This window comes from Modicisalibacter ilicicola DSM 19980, assembly GCF_900128925.1.
GTDB classification, from domain to species: domain Bacteria; phylum Pseudomonadota; class Gammaproteobacteria; order Pseudomonadales; family Halomonadaceae; genus Modicisalibacter; species Modicisalibacter ilicicola.
Genome location: NZ_FQUJ01000003.1, coordinates 240,341 through 255,062 on the forward strand (window position 1 = coordinate 240,341; position 14,722 = coordinate 255,062).

The window sequence follows — 14,722 nt, forward strand, 5'->3', positions numbered from 1 at the left end:
GTTTAAACAGACGTATGAGCGCCAGTGGCGCTTTGCTACGGCACCGAGTCATCTAGGATAAGAACATGACCCACGCGTTGGATACACTCGTCGAACTGCTCGCCCTGGAAACCCTGGAGGAAAACCTCTTCCGCGGCAGGAGCCAGGACCTGGGCTTTCCCCAGCTGTTCGGTGGCCAGGTCCTGGGCCAGGCCCTTTCGGCGGCCAGCCAGACGGTAGATCCCACACGCCGGGTGCACTCCCTGCATGGCTATTTCCTGCGCCCGGGGGATGCCAGGCGCCCGGTCGTCTACCAGGTCGACCGCGTGCGCGATGGCGGCAGCTTCACCACCCGGCGCGTCAGCGCCATCCAGAACGGCAGGACGATCTTCTTCGGCAGCGCCTCCTTCCATGGCGAGGAAGAAGGCTTCCACCACCAGCCGCCGATGCCGCCCTTGCCCAAGCCAGACGAGTTGATGGCTGCCGGCATGGAAGTGGTCAACTTCCAGGGTCATCCCATCGAGTTCCTCCACTTCGAGGACGAGGAGGACTTCCCGCGAAAGCGCCTGTGGTTCCGCCTGGCAGGCGAACTCCCCGAGGATGCGGCACTCAACCGCTACCTGCTCGCCTACAGTTCCGACTTCAACCTGCTGCTCACCAGCCTGGTTCCCCACGGCATCCAGTTCCGCGACCCCCGATTGCAGATCGCCAGCCTCGACCACGCGCTGTGGTTCCATCGCGACGTCAAGGTCAACGACTGGCTGCTCTACGACATGGACAGCCCCTGGGCCGGTGGCGCGCGGGGCTTCGCCCGGGGCAGCATCTACGATCTGCAAGGGCATCTGGTCGCCTCCAGCGCCCAGGAAGGACTGACGCGAATGCGCTCCTGAACAGGCCTCTCAGCGGCGCCGGTACGTCTTCTGATGTTCGTTTCATACGCTGTCCCGGGGCGCGCCAGTCTCGCACTTCACGCACTCGAGCTCGAATCCGAGCATGGACGCTCGCCCCTCGACGCTCGTGACCCAGGGGCGTACCACCCAGGGTGGCGTATGGCGCACGTGCTGGAAATGGCCACAGGCCAGCTCTGCCACCCAGTGATCCTCGTCATCCTTGTGATAGCCGGTGATGGGCTGCTTCATTCTCTCGCTCTCGACAAGACGTTCCCAGCGCCAGCCCCTTGCGGGCACCGTCCTCGTTGGCAAATAACCCTGTTCCCGTTCTGCTTCGTTGAGTAAAATTCGCCCTTCGATCACGACGTCACGGGAATGCAACATGGGTAGGGCCTTCCAGAACCGCAAGGAATCCATGGCCAAGACGGCCGCCGCCAAGACCAAGGTGTACAGCAAGTACGGTCGCGAGATCTACGTATGCGCCAAATCGGGTGGCGTCGACCCCGCCGGCAACCTGACCCTGCGCGGGCTGATCGATCGCGCCAAGAAGGACCAGGTGCCCTCCCACGTGATCGACAAGGCACTGGACAAGGCATCGGGTGCCGGAGGCGAAGACTTCTCCCCGGCGCGTTACGAAGGCTTCGGCCCCGGCAACTGCATGGTGATCGTCGACTGCCTGACCGACAACCCCAACCGCACCTTCGGCGACGTGCGCTCCTGCTTCACCAAGACCAAAAGCAAGCTCGGTACGCCAGGCAGCGTCAGCCACATGTTCGATCACTGCGCCATTCTGGCCTTCGCCGGCGGCGACGAGGATGCCGTGCTCGAAGCGCTGATGGAGGCGGACGTGGATGTCACCGACATCGAGAACGAGGACGAACGCATCACCGTTTTCGCCCCGCATACCGAATACGCCAAGGCCAAGCAGGCCCTTCTCGACACCTTCGGCGAGATCGATTTCGAGGTGGACGAGATCCAGTTCGTGCCCCAGACCACCACCGTGATCGAGGGCGACGACGTGGCGATGTTCGAGAAACTGCTCGACATGCTCAACGACCTGGATGACGTGCAGAACGTCTATCACAACGCCGAGGTGTGAGCACCCCGCTGCCGGCTGCAAAGGGCGTCCTGGCGGCCCAGGCAGAGACCGGCTCATCATTCAAGACAGGAAGTCATCATGAAAAAGCTTGCGCGCATCACGTTCATCGGCACGGCACTCATCCTCGGTGCGACCCATGCCAATGCCGACGCCCTGGGCGTCACCGCTCGCCTCAACGGCGCCTACTCGGACTGGGAATATCATGACCGGGAAAGCGACAACGGTTTCCAGGGGGACCTGTCACTACGCTTCGAACATCCCATCCCGCTGCTGCCCAACATCGCCGTGGGCGCCGAACACAAGAATCAGGATTTCCCAGGAGAGGGGAACAGCCTCAACGCCGAGTTCTACTATGAGTTGATCGACGTGCTGGGTGCCTCCCTGGACGCCGGTCTCGGCTTCGAGCGTTGGGAGATGGACGCCGACGGCATCGATGATTCCGACAATGCCTATGCCAATGCACGTGCCCACTTCCGGCTACCGATCAGTGCCCTGGGCGTGGAAGCCGAGATCAAGCAGAATCTTGACGGCGATAGCGTCGAGCACGATCGCTGGCGCGCGGGGCTGACTTACGACCTGGTGGACCTGATCGCGGCATCGACCACCGTCGCTCTCGGCTATCAGGACGAGACCATGGAGATCGAAGGCAATGAGTGGGAGAGCAAGGGGGCCTATCTGGGCCTCGAGATCGATTTCTGATCGACACGACCTGTGAAGGCCGGGGTTTCAACGCCCCGGCAGCCCCACCTGCACGGTCTCGCCGCCGTAGCCATGGGTCTGGTCGCGTCCCTGCACGATCACCTCGTTCACCTCTGGTGGGATCTCGATACCGGACAGCCGTCGGGTGAAGGGCTGCTCGTTGGCGTGGTCATGCAGCAGTTCGCGCACGCCGAACACCGCTTCATCACGACTCATGACACGAAAGGCATCCGCATAACGTTCCGCGGAATCGTAGGGTGACGACACGGTCACGTCGAAATCGAAGCGATTCTCGCCGCTGGGCATGACCTCGACGTCGACGATATCCGGATACTTCTGCTGACCCGCGGATTCGGCCATGACAAGGCCCGACGCAGCAATTGCCAGGAGGGCGAAGGCGGTCTTGGCGGTAGGGATCATGTCTGCTCCTCTATCGTTTGCACCGATATCCAAATTGAAGCGGCTTGTTGTTCATGTATATCGCGCAGCCAGCGCTGAGCCTCGGCTCACCCCAGGAACGCACGGTAGGCTTCCAGCGCATCCTCCACACCCGCTTGCAGGAAGCGCTGGCCGTGCTCGACGCTGGCCAGTGACGGATCCGACCCCATGCGCCCGTCGGGAAAGCGCTGCCGAAACGTCCGGGCATCGCACTGGGCGCTTCCGCCGGGGGCGATGGGCGGCGACATCGCCACCGCCTTGACCGCTTCCGGGTGTGCGGCCCAGGACAATGACACCTCCGAGGGCGTGGCGTGGCCACCTTCCGCGTCGCCAAACAACTCGCTTGCCAGTTCGCGTCCGCGTCGCCCCGTGAACCAGTTGTAAAGCGTCAACTGCAACTCGTCTCCCGAATGCTCGCCCAGGCTGCGTTCGGCCTGGATCTCGGCGAAGGCGGCATTCACCGTGGCGATATTGCCGCCATGGCCATTGAGAAAGAAGATATGGGTGAAGCCATGGCGCGCCAGGGAGCCCACGGTATCGCGCAGCACCGCGATCAGCGTGCTGGGGCGCAGGCTGACGGTGCCCGGAAACGCCAGGTGATGCTGTGCCATGCCCAGGTTCTGGGTCGGCCCCACCAGCACGTCATGCCGCTCGCCCAGGGCCCAGGCGATGGCCTCGGGGCAGATCGCATCGGTGCCCACCAGCCCGTTGGGCCCGTGCTGCTCGGTGGAGCCGATGGGCATGATGATGCCCGTCGAACGCTGAAGATACGCCTCTACCTCCTGCCAGGTGGCCAGTTGCAATCGCATGAGTCATCTCCTTTTCGCACCGAACCGATACTACAAGCGTCCTATCTTCTCGGGCAGGTCTCGGATGGTGGGTCGTGCTCATCCACATCCCCGGGATGGCGCACTTTCAGCGAGCTTCACGGCAGATGACGCGGCAAGTCTATGGCGTCGTGGAGGATTCTCAACACTTCGATGCGACGCCCGATCGCATCCTCACCTACCCGAAAAAGCAAGAAATGCCGCCCCTTCCGCCCGCGGCGAGCAACATGCAGCACCCGAACGCCTTTGCGTATATCATCCCGCGCTCGAACCCCAGGAACGTCTGGGCCTGAGGTTAGCGCGGTAATCGCGGCTGTCAGTGTCTCGGCGTAAATCCGGGCTTGCGCCTTACCAAAATGCCGCGCCGTCCAAGCCGCGATGCCTTGAAAGTCCTCTTCAGCGGTCTTTGTCAGCCGAACCGTCCATCGTTCATGCCGCGTCATGCCGTGCCGTTACCCTCGATGGCATCCTCGGCGAGAGCCGTCAGATGCGCCTGCAGCGAATCCGACGATTCAAAGAGGCGAAAACGCTCGGCTTCCATGTCGGCGATGCCGATATCCGCCGCCCGCTGCAAGGCTTGCAGCCGGGCAGTCTCCTCCCGGTCTCGGCTCTCGATCAGCCGTAACCCCTCGCGCAGCACCTCGCTGGCATTCTGATAACGGCCCGAGCCTACCAGACGCTCCACCAGGCTAGCCTGGGCGTCGGTGAGCACGACATTGCGGGTCGGCATGAGAAAACCTCCTCTGAACACTATATTGGCATAATATGCCAATATAGCCGGAGCGACAACGAATCAACCACCACTGCCACTCACCCGCCAGATGACATTGCCCACGTCGTCCGCCACCAGCAGCCCGCCCTGCCGGTCGATGGCCACACCCACCGGCCGGCCCTGGGCCTTCTCGTCGGCGTTGACGAATCCGGTCAGCACATCGATCGGTTCACCGGCGGGCATGCCCTGCTCGAAGGGGACGAAGATCACCTTGTAGCCGCTGCGCGGCTTGCGATTCCAGGAGCCATGCTGGCCGACGAACATGCCATCGCTGAAGCGCTCGGGCAGATCATTGCCCTCAGCGGCCGTCAGGCCCAATGACGCGGTGTGTGGCCCAAGGGCATAATCGGGAACGAGGGCGCTGGCGACGAGATCGGGTTTTTGCGGCTCGACCCGCTCATCCACATGCTGACCGTAATAGCTGTAGGGCCAGCCGTAGAAGCCGCCTTCTTCCACCGAGGTCATGTAATCCGGCACCAGGTCGCTGCCCAGTTCGTCGCGCTCGTTGACTGCCACCCAGAGCTCGCCACTCTCGGGTTGCCAGGCCAGGCCCACCGGGTTGCGCAGCCCCGAGGCGAAGACGCGATGCTCGCCGGTGGCCGGGTCGATCTCCCAGATCGCCGCGCGGCCTTCCTCGTTTTCCAGGCCGTTTTCGCCCACGTTGCTGTTGGAGCCCACGCCAACGTAGAGCTTGTCGCCGTCCGGACTGGCGATCAGGCTCTTGGTCCAGTGGCGGTTGATGGGCCCTGCAGGAAGCTCGACGAGGGTTTCCCCCGGGGCGGTGATCCAGGTCTGGCCCTCCCGATAGGGAAAGCGCACCACGGCATCGGTATTGGCGACGAAGAACTCGTTGCCGACCAGGGCCATGCCGAAGGGTGAATTCAAGCCCTCGAGGAAGGTCGAGCGCTCGTCCGCCACGCCATCGCCATCGGTATCGCGCAGCAGGGTGATGCGATTGGCGCTCTTGCCGCCGGCGCCGGCCCGTTCCATGAACCATCCCATGATCCAGGCGCGAAGCCCTCCGGCTTCCTTGGGCGGGCGATTGGTCTCGGCCACCAGGACATCGCCATTGGGCAGCACGTGGAGCCAGCGAGGATGATCGAGCCCATCGGCGAACGCCGTCACCTCGGTGCCCTGAACGGCATCCGGCTTCTCACCCGATGGCCAGCCCGTGGCCGGCGCGATGTTCACCGTGGGGAACAGCGTCTCGCTGGGCGGAGGCAATTGCGGGTCGGGGCCTGTCCCGGCGGAGACCGGCAATTTGGCCATGTCGCCGCAGGCGGTCATCATCAGGGCAAGGAGCCCGAGAATGCTCGGGAGCAGCAGAGGCATGGCGGCACCCTCATCTGGCAGACTTGTGATATTTCTGAGATCAGTGTCGGCCATAGTGGCCGACTCGACCAGAGACTCCGACATGCCGGGTTGAGCTTCCTCCTCTCGCTTGTCGAAGGTTTCATCGGCAACCGGCATCGTACCGGCACCAAGCTATCGCCTCACCCGAGCATCTAGGCAGCCGGCTCGGCCGCCTCGGCCTCGGATGCCGCCTCGTGCTTGCGTTCGGTGCGGGCGATGATCGAGGTGCCAACCAGATCGCCAGTGACGTTGAGTGCCGTGGCCCCCATGCCGACCAAGGCATCGATGGAGGCCAGCAGGGCGACCGTCTCGATCGGCAACCCCACCTGGGCGAAGACGGTGGCGATCATGACGATACCGGCGCCCGGCACGCCGGCCGTGCCGATCGAGGTCAGGGTACCGATCAGCACGATCTGGACCATGCTCATGAAATCCAGCGGCGCACCGATGACGTTGGCCGCGAAGACGGCGGAGATCGCGATGCGTATCGCCGCACCGTCCATGTTGATGGTGGCACCGAGCGGCAGACTGACCCCATAAAGGTTGCGGGGCAGTTCCAGGCGCCGGGCGGCATCGAGGGTCAGCGGCAAGGTGCCCGAACTGCTCTGGGTAGCGAAGGCCGTGGCCATCGGCGTTCGCGCCTCGCGGAAGAAGGCTTTCAGTCGCACCCCGAAAAGACGCATCAGCACGCAATAGATGACGAGATGGACGGCCAACGCAATGTAGAGCACCGCCACCATGTCGCCCAACGACAGAATCGTGGCCATGCCCTGCTTGCCGACCGTCTCGGCGACGATCGCGAAGACGCCGATGGGCACGTACTGCAGCACGCCAGCCATGACCTTCAGCGTCATTTCGTTCAGGCCGTTGATCACCCGATAGAGGTGCTCGCCAAGATCGGCATGGGTCCTGGAGGTGCGCAGTTTCAAGAGGGCGAGACCGAAGACGATGGCCGTGAAGATGATGCCCAGCAGGTTCACCTCGGCGAACGCCGTGAAGACGTTATCCGGCACGATGTTCAACAGAACCTGCACGAATCCCGGGTTCTCGGGTACCTCTACCTGGGCATTCTCGTCGAGGGTCAGACCGCTCCCCGGCTCGAACAGCGTGGCGACGCCAAGCCCGACGACGATCGCCAGCGCGGAGGTGACGACATAGTACGCAAGTAGCTTGCGACCCATGCGCCCCATGCTGCCAGGGCTGGCCTGATTGATGCCGACCATCAGCGTGAACAGCACGATCGGCACGATGAGGAACTTCAGGAGCCGCAGCAGCAGGTCGCCGAACGGCGCCAGCCAGTCGGCGGCCGCCTGCCCGCCCAGCAGGCCGACGATCACACCGAGCACGAGGGCAATACTGACCCGCAGGATCAGCGAGGCATCCAGGTAGGCTCGCAGCAGCGTTTTCATCGGTCGCCTCCGGCGGGCTCGCCGTGGAAGCGATGCTTGGTCGACACGCGGCATGTCGGAATGATGGGGCAAGAACGTGCTGGTGCCATGATGCGACTTCTTCATCCGTGAAGGGGATGATTGTGAGGGATCGGTCGTGTCGCGGCAAATCGCTCGGCACCCGATCGGGCGTCTCGAGATCGAAACAAGCATAGCCAAAAGCTATTTAAATGATACGAAAAACCACGTAACCCGATGATCGAGCTTGGGCGTATGCTCATACTCAAAACCCTGCTTTTCACCGCAGCAGTAACAGGAGAACGCCATGAACGAGAACAATACCAAGACCGCTGGCAAGTGCCCGGTCATGCACGGGGCTCAGACCAGAGTGGGTGGAAGGGGCGCGACGAACCAGTACTGGTGGCCGAACCAGCTGAACCTCAACATCCTTCACCAGCACTCCGCGAAGTCCAGCCCGATGGACGAGGATTTCGACTACGCCGAAGCGTTCAAGACCCTCGACCTCGCCGCGGTGAAGAAGGACCTCGAAGCGCTGATGACCGACTCCCAGGACTGGTGGCCGGCCGACTATGGCCACTACGGCCCGTTCTTCATTCGCATGGCGTGGCACAGCGCCGGCACCTACCGCATGGGGGACGGCCGGGGTGGCGCCGGCACCGGCAACCAGCGCTTCGCTCCCATCAGCAGCTGGCCGGACAACGGCAACCTGGACAAGGCACATCGTCTGCTGTGGCCGATCAAGCAGAAGTACGGCAACAAGCTCTCCTGGGCCGACCTCCTCATCCTCACCGGTAACGTCGCGCTGGAATCCATGGGTTTCAAGACCTTCGGCTTCGCCGGAGGGCGCGAGGATATCTACCAGCCGGAAGAAGACATCTACTGGGGTGCCGAAGAGGAATGGCTGGCCACGAGCGACAAGGCCAACAGCCGCTACAGCGGCGATAGGGAACTCGAGAATCCGCTGGCCGCCGTCCAGATGGGCCTGATCTACGTGAACCCCGAGGGTCCGGACGGCAATCCCGACCCCCTGGCGTCCGCCCGGGACATCCGTGAGACCTTCGCCCGCATGGCGATGAACGACTACGAGACGGCTGCCCTGACGGCTGGCGGTCACACCTTCGGCAAGACCCACGGCGCGGGTGACCCGTCCCATGTCGGCCCCGAACCGGAAGCCGCTCCCATCGAGGACATGGGCCTGGGCTGGAAGAGCAGCTACGCCAGCGGCAAGGGTCGCGATACCATCACCAGTGGGCTCGAGGGCGCCTGGACACCGACCCCGACGACGTGGGACATGAGCTACTTCGACATGCTGTTCGGTTACGAGTGGGAGTTGACCAAGAGCCCCGCCGGCGCCAACCAGTGGAGGCCGAAAGGCCTCACGGAAAGGGACATGGCCCCGGACCCGGAAGATGCCTCGAAACGCGTGCCGATCATGATGTCCACCGCCGACATCGCCATGCGGGAAGACCCGTCGTACCGCAAGATCTGCGAGCATTTCCACAAGAACCCGGAAGAGTTCGCGGACGCCTTCGCCCGGGCCTGGTTCAAGCTGACCCACCGGGACATGGGCCCGAAGGTGCGCTACCTCGGCCCGGAAGTCCCGGCGGAGGACCTGATCTGGCAGGACCCGGTTCCGGCGGTGGATCACGAGCTGGTCGACGCCGGGGACATTGCCGAGCTCAAGGGCAAGATCCTCGCCTCCGATCTCTCCGTGCCCGAGCTGGTCTCGACCGCCTGGGCCTCCGCTTCCACCTTCCGGGGCTCCGACATGCGCGGTGGCGCCAACGGCGCCCGCATCCGCCTGGCCCCGCAGAAGGACTGGGAAGCCAACCAGCCCGGACAGCTGGCAAAGGTGCTCCAGACACTGGCGGATATCCAGGAAGCCTTTAACGGCGCCCAGTCGGGCAACAAAAAGGTGTCATTGGCCGACCTGATCGTCCTCGGCGGCGGCGCCGCCATCGAGAAGTCCGCGAAGGATGCCGGTCATGCCATCGAGGTTCCATTTGCGCCGGGCCGCACCGACGCCACCGAGGAGCAGACCGATGCGGAATCCTTCGCGCCGCTCGAGCCGGAAGCCGACGGGTTCCGCAACTACCGCCGGACCGCGTTCACCGTCTCCGACGAGGAGATGCTGGTCGACAGGGCGCACTTGCTGGGGCTGAGCGCACCGGAAATGACCGTGCTGGTGGGCGGCATGCGCGCGCTGAACGCGAACGTCGGCCAGTCACCGCACGGCGTGTTCACCACGCGTCCGGAAACGCTCACCAACGACTTCTTCGTGAACCTGGTCGACTTGAACATCGAGTGGAAGCCGACCTCGGCGGATGCCGACGTGTTCGAGGGCCGCGATCGCCAGACCGGTGAGGTGAAGTGGACCGGCACCCGCGTGGACCTGATCTTCGGCTCCAACTCACAACTGCGTGCGCTGACCCAGGTCTATGCCCAGGACGACGCAAGGGAGAAGTTCGTGAAAGACTTCGTCGGCGCCTGGAACAAGGTGATGAACGCGGACCGCTTCGATCTAGCATGATATTGGCCTGCGTGATTTCAGCAAGTGCAGGTCATTAAAAAACGAAGGCGGCGTTTCAATGGAAGTTGAAACGCCGTTTTTTTATGACTCCTCGACACTGGGCGTGGAATTCGTCTCCTGAGCCAAGGCTCGAAGTGCCTATCGCTCGCTGAAGCGAGCTCCCACAAGTGATCAAAGCCATCGGGTGGTGCGGGCCCGATTTATCGGGCGATGGATCAGGCCAACTCCACATGAAACGTCGAAGAGCTAGAAATACTTGACCACTACATGATCGCTTTACGTGCCCCCGCCAAACCACGCCCAAGGGGCTGGGGCTGAGCTTGCAGCAAGCCTTGAGCTTGCCCAGTTCTGCCATAGCCACGTTGCCTCCATCAATCACGATCACCTGCGCTCGTGGCGAGCCAGCTTGATTGCGAACAGCGGCAATTTGCGGCCAGGGATGCTTTCTGATTCCCGCTCACCGATACGCATGCCCCCGGCTACAGTATAGAAATGCTCTGCGTTCGGATCACCTTGGATGATTAGCTGTGTTGCCCCTAGCGCGGCCGCTGCCGCCTTTGCATGTTCAATAAGTGCACGGCCAATGCCACTTCCGATGTGAGTCGGCTCGACAAACAGTGCCTCCAGCTCCCACTCTGAGTCCGTTAGTCTCTCCAGTGCGTAGTACCCGACAATACTCTCGCACAGCTCCGCGACGGCACAGTGAAAGCGAGGGTCATCGAGGTTGGTCGCGGGGACGGTAAGCTCGTTTCGACATGCCTCCATGAACTGACTGGAGTAGCCCCAATACGCTTTCGAACTGAAGGCCAGTGCAGAGAGCATCTCTGCCTCATTCGCATGCGCTGGGCGGATTAGAAGCTGTTTCACCGTGGTGCCTGACACGAAGTTGTGAATAGCCTCGTGTATTCTAGGCTGAATCGCCCCGGGCCAGAGAATCAACTGGCCCGGGGCGCTAGATTGTTACGGGAAGAGGTGTCTCGCTTTAAACCGCCATGCCTGCTCTGGCGGCGCGCGCCGCATGCAGCTTCTTGTAGCTCTCGATCAGGCGCTGGTGTCTGTCGATTCCTTCCAGCGTCATGCTGGTGGGCGTCAGGCCGTGGAAGCGCACCTCGCCGGTCACCGAGCCGACCACGGCGTGCATGGTCTCGTCACCGAACATGCGCCTCAGGTTGTAGAGGTAGTCGTCCAGGGCCAGCTCGTCATCCAGGGTGATTTCCAGCACGGCCTGCATCGCCTGATAGAATAGCCCCCGCGCGACGGTGTTGTCGTTAAACTGCAGGAACATCTCGACACGGTCCAGCGCCTCCTCGAACTGCTGCAGCGCCAGGTGGATCAGCAGCTTCAATTCCTGGAGGGTGAGCTCGGACCACACGGTGTTGTCGTCGAACTCGATGCCGATCAGGGTGACGACCTTCATCTGCTCGTCGAGCGCACTCTCCTCCAGGCGCTCGAGCAGGTCGGCCAGTTGCGCATCGTCCAGGGAATGCAGGTTGAGGATATCCTCGCGGAAGGCCAGCGCCGTGTTGGTGTTGTCCCAGACCAGGTCCTCCACGGGATACACCTCGGAATAGCCGGGCACCAGGATGCGGCATACCGGCGCGCCCAGGTCCTCGTGCACGGCCATGTAGGCTTCCAGCCCCTCGTCCGCGAGGATCTGGAACAGGCGGGCCGCCTCTTCCTCGTTGGTGCCGGAAAAATCCCACTCGCAGAACTCGACGTCCTGCTTGGCGCTGAAGAAGCGCCAGGAGATCACCCCCGACGAGTCGATGAAGTGCTCGACGTAGTTGTTCGGCTCGGCCACCGCCTGGGAGTTGAAGGTGGGCGGCGGCAGATCGTTCAGGCCCTCGAAGCTGCGCCCCTGCAGCAGCTCGGTGAGGCTGCGCTCCAGCGCCACCTCGAAGCTGGGATGCGCACCGAATGAGGCAAACACGCCGCCGGTGCGCGGGTTCATCAGGGTGACGCAGGCCACCGGGAACTGCCCGCCGAGGGAGGCATCCTTGACCAGCACCGGGAAGCCCTGCACCTCCAGCGCTTCGAGACCCTCGACAATGCCGGGGTATTTCGCCAGCACGGCCTCGGGCACGTCGGGCAGCGCGATCTCTTCCTCGATGATGCGCTTCTTCACCGCCCGCTCGAAGATCTCCGACAGGCACTGTACCTGGGCCTCGGCCAGTGTATTGCCGGCGCTCATGCCGTTGCTGAGGTAGAGATTCTCGATCAGGTTCGAGGGGAAGTAGACCGTCTCGCCGTCCGACTGGCGCACGAAGGGCAAGGACACGATACCGCGTTCCACCTTGCCGGAGTTGGTGTCGAACAGGTGCGAGCCGCGCAGCTCGCCGTCGGGATCAAAAATCGCCCGGCAATGATCATCCAGTATGCCCGCCGGCAGTTCGTCGTTCGGCCCCGGCTGGAACCACTCCTCGTGGGGATAATGAACGAACGCGCTATTGGCGATCTCCTCGCCGAAGAACTGATCGTTGTAGAAGAAGTTGCAGCTCAGGCGCTCGATGAACTCGCCCAGCGCCGAGCACAGCGCGGCTTCCTTGGTGGCGCCCTTGCCGTTGGTGAAGCACATCGGCGAGGCGGCATCGCGAATGTGCAGCGACCACACGTGCGGCACGATGTTGCGCCACGAGGCAATCTCGATCTTCATGCCGAGCTCCTCGAGGATGCCGGTCATGTTGGCGATGGTCTGCTCCAGCGGCAGATCCTTGCCCTCGATCCAGGTGCTTTCGCCCTCGGCCCCGTTCTTGACGCTGGTGCCCATCAGAAGCGCTTGCGCGTCTTCATCGATGTTGTCGACCACCTCGATCCGGAACTCCGGGTTGTTCTGGATCACCCGCTTGACCGAGCAGCGCTCGATGGAGCGCAGGATGCCCTCGCGGTCCTTGTCGGACAGGTCGTTCGGCAGCTCGACCTGAATCCTGAAGATCTGGTTGTAGCGATTCTCCGGGTCGACGATGTTGTTCTGCGACAGCCGGATGTTCTCGGTGGGGATGTCTCGCGCGTTGCAGTACACCCGTGCGAAGTACGCGGCACACAGCGCCGACGAGGCCAGGAAGTAGTCGAACGGCCCCGGCGCGGAACCATCGCCCTTGTAGCGGATCGGCTGATCGGTGATGACGGAGAAGTCGTCGAACCTGGCTTCCTGACGCAGGTTGTCGAGATAGTTGACCTTGATTTCCATGGACAGTGGCCGTGTTGGTGGCTTTCGGCTGGCTATGGCGCGTCATTATCCAGCTTTTCCGGCCCTTCGTCTGCAAAACGGCACGCTGATTCGGGTGATTCCCGCCCGCGACAGGCACCGAAAAGTGGAATGCCCCGGGTGCCCGGATACCCCAGGGGCCGCTATCATGGCTTGGCCGCGGGCGTTTCGGCTTCCTCCTCGACGGGCTCCTCCAGTGGCTCGCCCGCCTCGTTCTGGAGCTGGTGATCGTACGCCGCCTGGAGGCCGCTCTCCTCGTCAGCCTCTTCCTCTTCCCACTGGGCAATGTGGCCCGGGTAGAAGGGCGACAGGATGCCCACCAGGATGCCGAGAGCAGCGAACATGGCAAACGCATCGGCATAACCGAAGGCATTGACCAGCCCACCGACGACTGGTGAGCCGGTCGCCTGTCCGAGCGATACCGCCATGAAGGGCAGTACCGGCCCCACCGACAGTCGGCCCGGCAACAGGCGGATACCGGTCATCAGATAGAGCCCCGTCAGGCTCATGTAGGCCAGGCCGAAGACCAGCGCGGAGAAGGCCGCCAGCACCGGCTGGGCGGGGCTGGCGGCGAGCAACGCCAGGCTCGCCGCCAGCATCATCAGCATCAGGGCATGGGTAATGGGGGGATTGTTGCGATCGGCCAGGTCGGCCACCACGGCACCGCCGAGACCGGCGATGCCTACCGCGAGCCATAGCCACCCGGTGGCGCCGGGCGGCAAGCCGCCGAGGGTGACCACCAGGTCGGGCGCGAAGATCCAGTACGCGGAGGAGATGAACCCCATCAAGTAGGCAAACAGCGAGAGCCTGATGAGGCGCGACCACGGCAGTTCACGGATCGGGGGCGGCGGCGCGGCGTTGGACGGCACGACCCGCGACACCGAGGGCAAAAAGCGCCAGGCGGCAATCACGCCAATGGCCGCCAGGACGGCGAAGGAGAGGTACGCGACACGCCAGGCGCCGGCCAGGAACAGCACCGTCGGCACGGCGACGATCACGCCGATGCTGGTCCCCGCGTTCATGACCGAACTGACGCGGCCGTGCAGCGAGCGTTTCACCAGCGCCTGCATGCCGGCCGTGAGCGCGGGCATCATCAGGCCAGTGCAGATGCCGCACGCGAACACTCCCGCGCCCAGCATCAGCGCGTCGGAGGCCTGGCTGATCAGCGCCAGACCACCAACGCCGAACAGGCCGGACAGCATCGCCGTGTAGCGGGCGCCGAGATAATCGGTCGCGAGGGGCGCGACCGCCGTGGCCAGCAGGAAGCTGATGAGCGGCAGCGCACCGATGATGCCGATCACGTACGGCGTGAGTTCCAGCTCGTCGCGGATCGGGGGCACGAAGAGCCCGAAGGCGAAGCGCGCAAGCCCGTAACTGATCGCGATAAGCGCTGCACCGAAGATCGCGAACCCTGTGCTCGAAAGAGGTTTCATGGCCCCTCCGCCAGATGAATTGCGAAGATTCCGGTCCATTGCACTGCCAGGCCCGACCTACCGCGATAGCGGCGCTATAGACTCGACC

At 63.3% G+C, this 14,722-nt stretch carries 14 protein-coding genes; 4 read left to right on the forward strand and 10 right to left on the reverse strand.

Annotated elements, in window-relative coordinates; translation table 11 throughout:
• Window positions 1-65: 65 nt before the first annotated feature.
• On the forward strand, window positions 66-869 hold the full coding sequence (locus tag BUA41_RS03720; protein WP_072819851.1) for an acyl-CoA thioesterase: 804 nt from the start codon (window positions 66-68) through the stop codon (window positions 867-869).
• Between the two features lie 42 nt (window positions 870-911).
• Here BUA41_RS03720 and BUA41_RS03725 read toward each other — a convergent pair whose 3' ends face one another.
• Window positions 912-1,118 carry a DUF3565 domain-containing protein gene (locus BUA41_RS03725; RefSeq protein WP_072820165.1) on the reverse strand — a complete coding sequence of 69 codons (207 nt, stop codon included), beginning with the start codon at window positions 1,116-1,118 and terminating at the stop codon, window positions 912-914.
• Between the two features lie 133 nt (window positions 1,119-1,251).
• On the opposite strand from BUA41_RS03725, the gene BUA41_RS03730 reads away from it, so the two are divergent.
• Both BUA41_RS03730 and BUA41_RS03735 read left to right on the forward strand, forming a co-directional pair.
• The gene (locus tag BUA41_RS03730) at window positions 1,252-1,968 is read left to right on the forward strand and encodes a YebC/PmpR family DNA-binding transcriptional regulator (RefSeq protein ID WP_072819852.1); all 717 of its coding nucleotides are present in this window, start codon (window positions 1,252-1,254) and stop codon (window positions 1,966-1,968) included.
• 78 nt (window positions 1,969-2,046) lie between these two features.
• Window positions 2,047-2,667 (forward strand): porin family protein, encoded by a 621-nt coding sequence (locus tag BUA41_RS03735; RefSeq protein WP_072819853.1) that lies wholly within the window; start codon window positions 2,047-2,049, stop codon window positions 2,665-2,667.
• Between the two features lie 27 nt (window positions 2,668-2,694).
• On the opposite strand, the gene BUA41_RS03740 is transcribed toward BUA41_RS03735, so the two are convergent.
• The 6 genes from BUA41_RS03740 to BUA41_RS03765 all read right to left on the reverse strand — a co-directional run bounded on the left by BUA41_RS03740 (window position 2,695) and on the right by BUA41_RS03765 (window position 7,466).
• Window positions 2,695-3,087 (reverse strand): hypothetical protein, encoded by a 393-nt coding sequence (locus tag BUA41_RS03740; RefSeq protein WP_072819854.1) that lies wholly within the window; start codon window positions 3,085-3,087, stop codon window positions 2,695-2,697.
• Between the two features lie 86 nt (window positions 3,088-3,173).
• Entirely contained in the window at window positions 3,174-3,914 is a 741-nt protein-coding gene (locus tag BUA41_RS03745) for a creatininase family protein (RefSeq protein ID WP_072819855.1), read from the reverse strand.
• Between the two features lie 116 nt (window positions 3,915-4,030).
• Window positions 4,031-4,375 carry a type II toxin-antitoxin system RelE/ParE family toxin gene (locus tag BUA41_RS19695; protein ID WP_072819856.1) on the reverse strand — a complete coding sequence of 115 codons (345 nt, stop codon included), beginning with the start codon at window positions 4,373-4,375 and terminating at the stop codon, window positions 4,031-4,033.
• On the reverse strand, window positions 4,372-4,662 hold the full coding sequence (locus BUA41_RS03755; protein ID WP_072819857.1) for a type II toxin-antitoxin system ParD family antitoxin: 291 nt from the start codon (window positions 4,660-4,662) through the stop codon (window positions 4,372-4,374). The genes BUA41_RS19695 and BUA41_RS03755 overlap by 4 nt, the downstream gene beginning before the upstream one ends.
• Before the next feature lie 63 nt (window positions 4,663-4,725).
• Window positions 4,726-6,036 (reverse strand): PQQ-dependent sugar dehydrogenase, encoded by a 1,311-nt coding sequence (locus BUA41_RS03760; RefSeq protein ID WP_072820167.1) that lies wholly within the window; start codon window positions 6,034-6,036, stop codon window positions 4,726-4,728.
• A gap of 173 nt (window positions 6,037-6,209) precedes the next feature.
• Complete coding sequence (locus tag BUA41_RS03765; protein ID WP_072819858.1) at window positions 6,210-7,466, reverse strand: dicarboxylate/amino acid:cation symporter; 1,257 nt, start codon at window positions 7,464-7,466, stop codon at window positions 6,210-6,212.
• A 304-nt stretch (window positions 7,467-7,770) separates the two neighbouring features.
• Here BUA41_RS03765 and katG point away from each other — a divergent pair, with 304 nt between their 5' ends.
• Window positions 7,771-9,996: a catalase/peroxidase HPI gene (katG, locus tag BUA41_RS03770; RefSeq protein WP_072819859.1), complete on the forward strand. Its 2,226-nt coding sequence runs from the start codon at window positions 7,771-7,773 to the stop codon at window positions 9,994-9,996.
• Between the two features lie 381 nt (window positions 9,997-10,377).
• Here the strand turns inward: katG and BUA41_RS03775 are convergent, their stop codons facing one another.
• From BUA41_RS03775 to BUA41_RS03785, 3 genes are all read right to left on the reverse strand, one after another.
• Window positions 10,378-10,818 carry a GNAT family N-acetyltransferase gene (locus BUA41_RS03775; protein WP_072819860.1) on the reverse strand — a complete coding sequence of 147 codons (441 nt, stop codon included), beginning with the start codon at window positions 10,816-10,818 and terminating at the stop codon, window positions 10,378-10,380.
• Between the two features lie 160 nt (window positions 10,819-10,978).
• Complete coding sequence (locus BUA41_RS03780) at window positions 10,979-13,183, reverse strand: OsmC domain/YcaO domain-containing protein (RefSeq protein WP_072819861.1); 2,205 nt, start codon at window positions 13,181-13,183, stop codon at window positions 10,979-10,981.
• 164 nt (window positions 13,184-13,347) lie between these two features.
• Window positions 13,348-14,634 carry an MFS transporter gene (locus BUA41_RS03785; RefSeq protein WP_072819863.1) on the reverse strand — a complete coding sequence of 429 codons (1,287 nt, stop codon included), beginning with the start codon at window positions 14,632-14,634 and terminating at the stop codon, window positions 13,348-13,350.
• Between the last annotated feature and the right edge of the window lie 88 nt (window positions 14,635-14,722).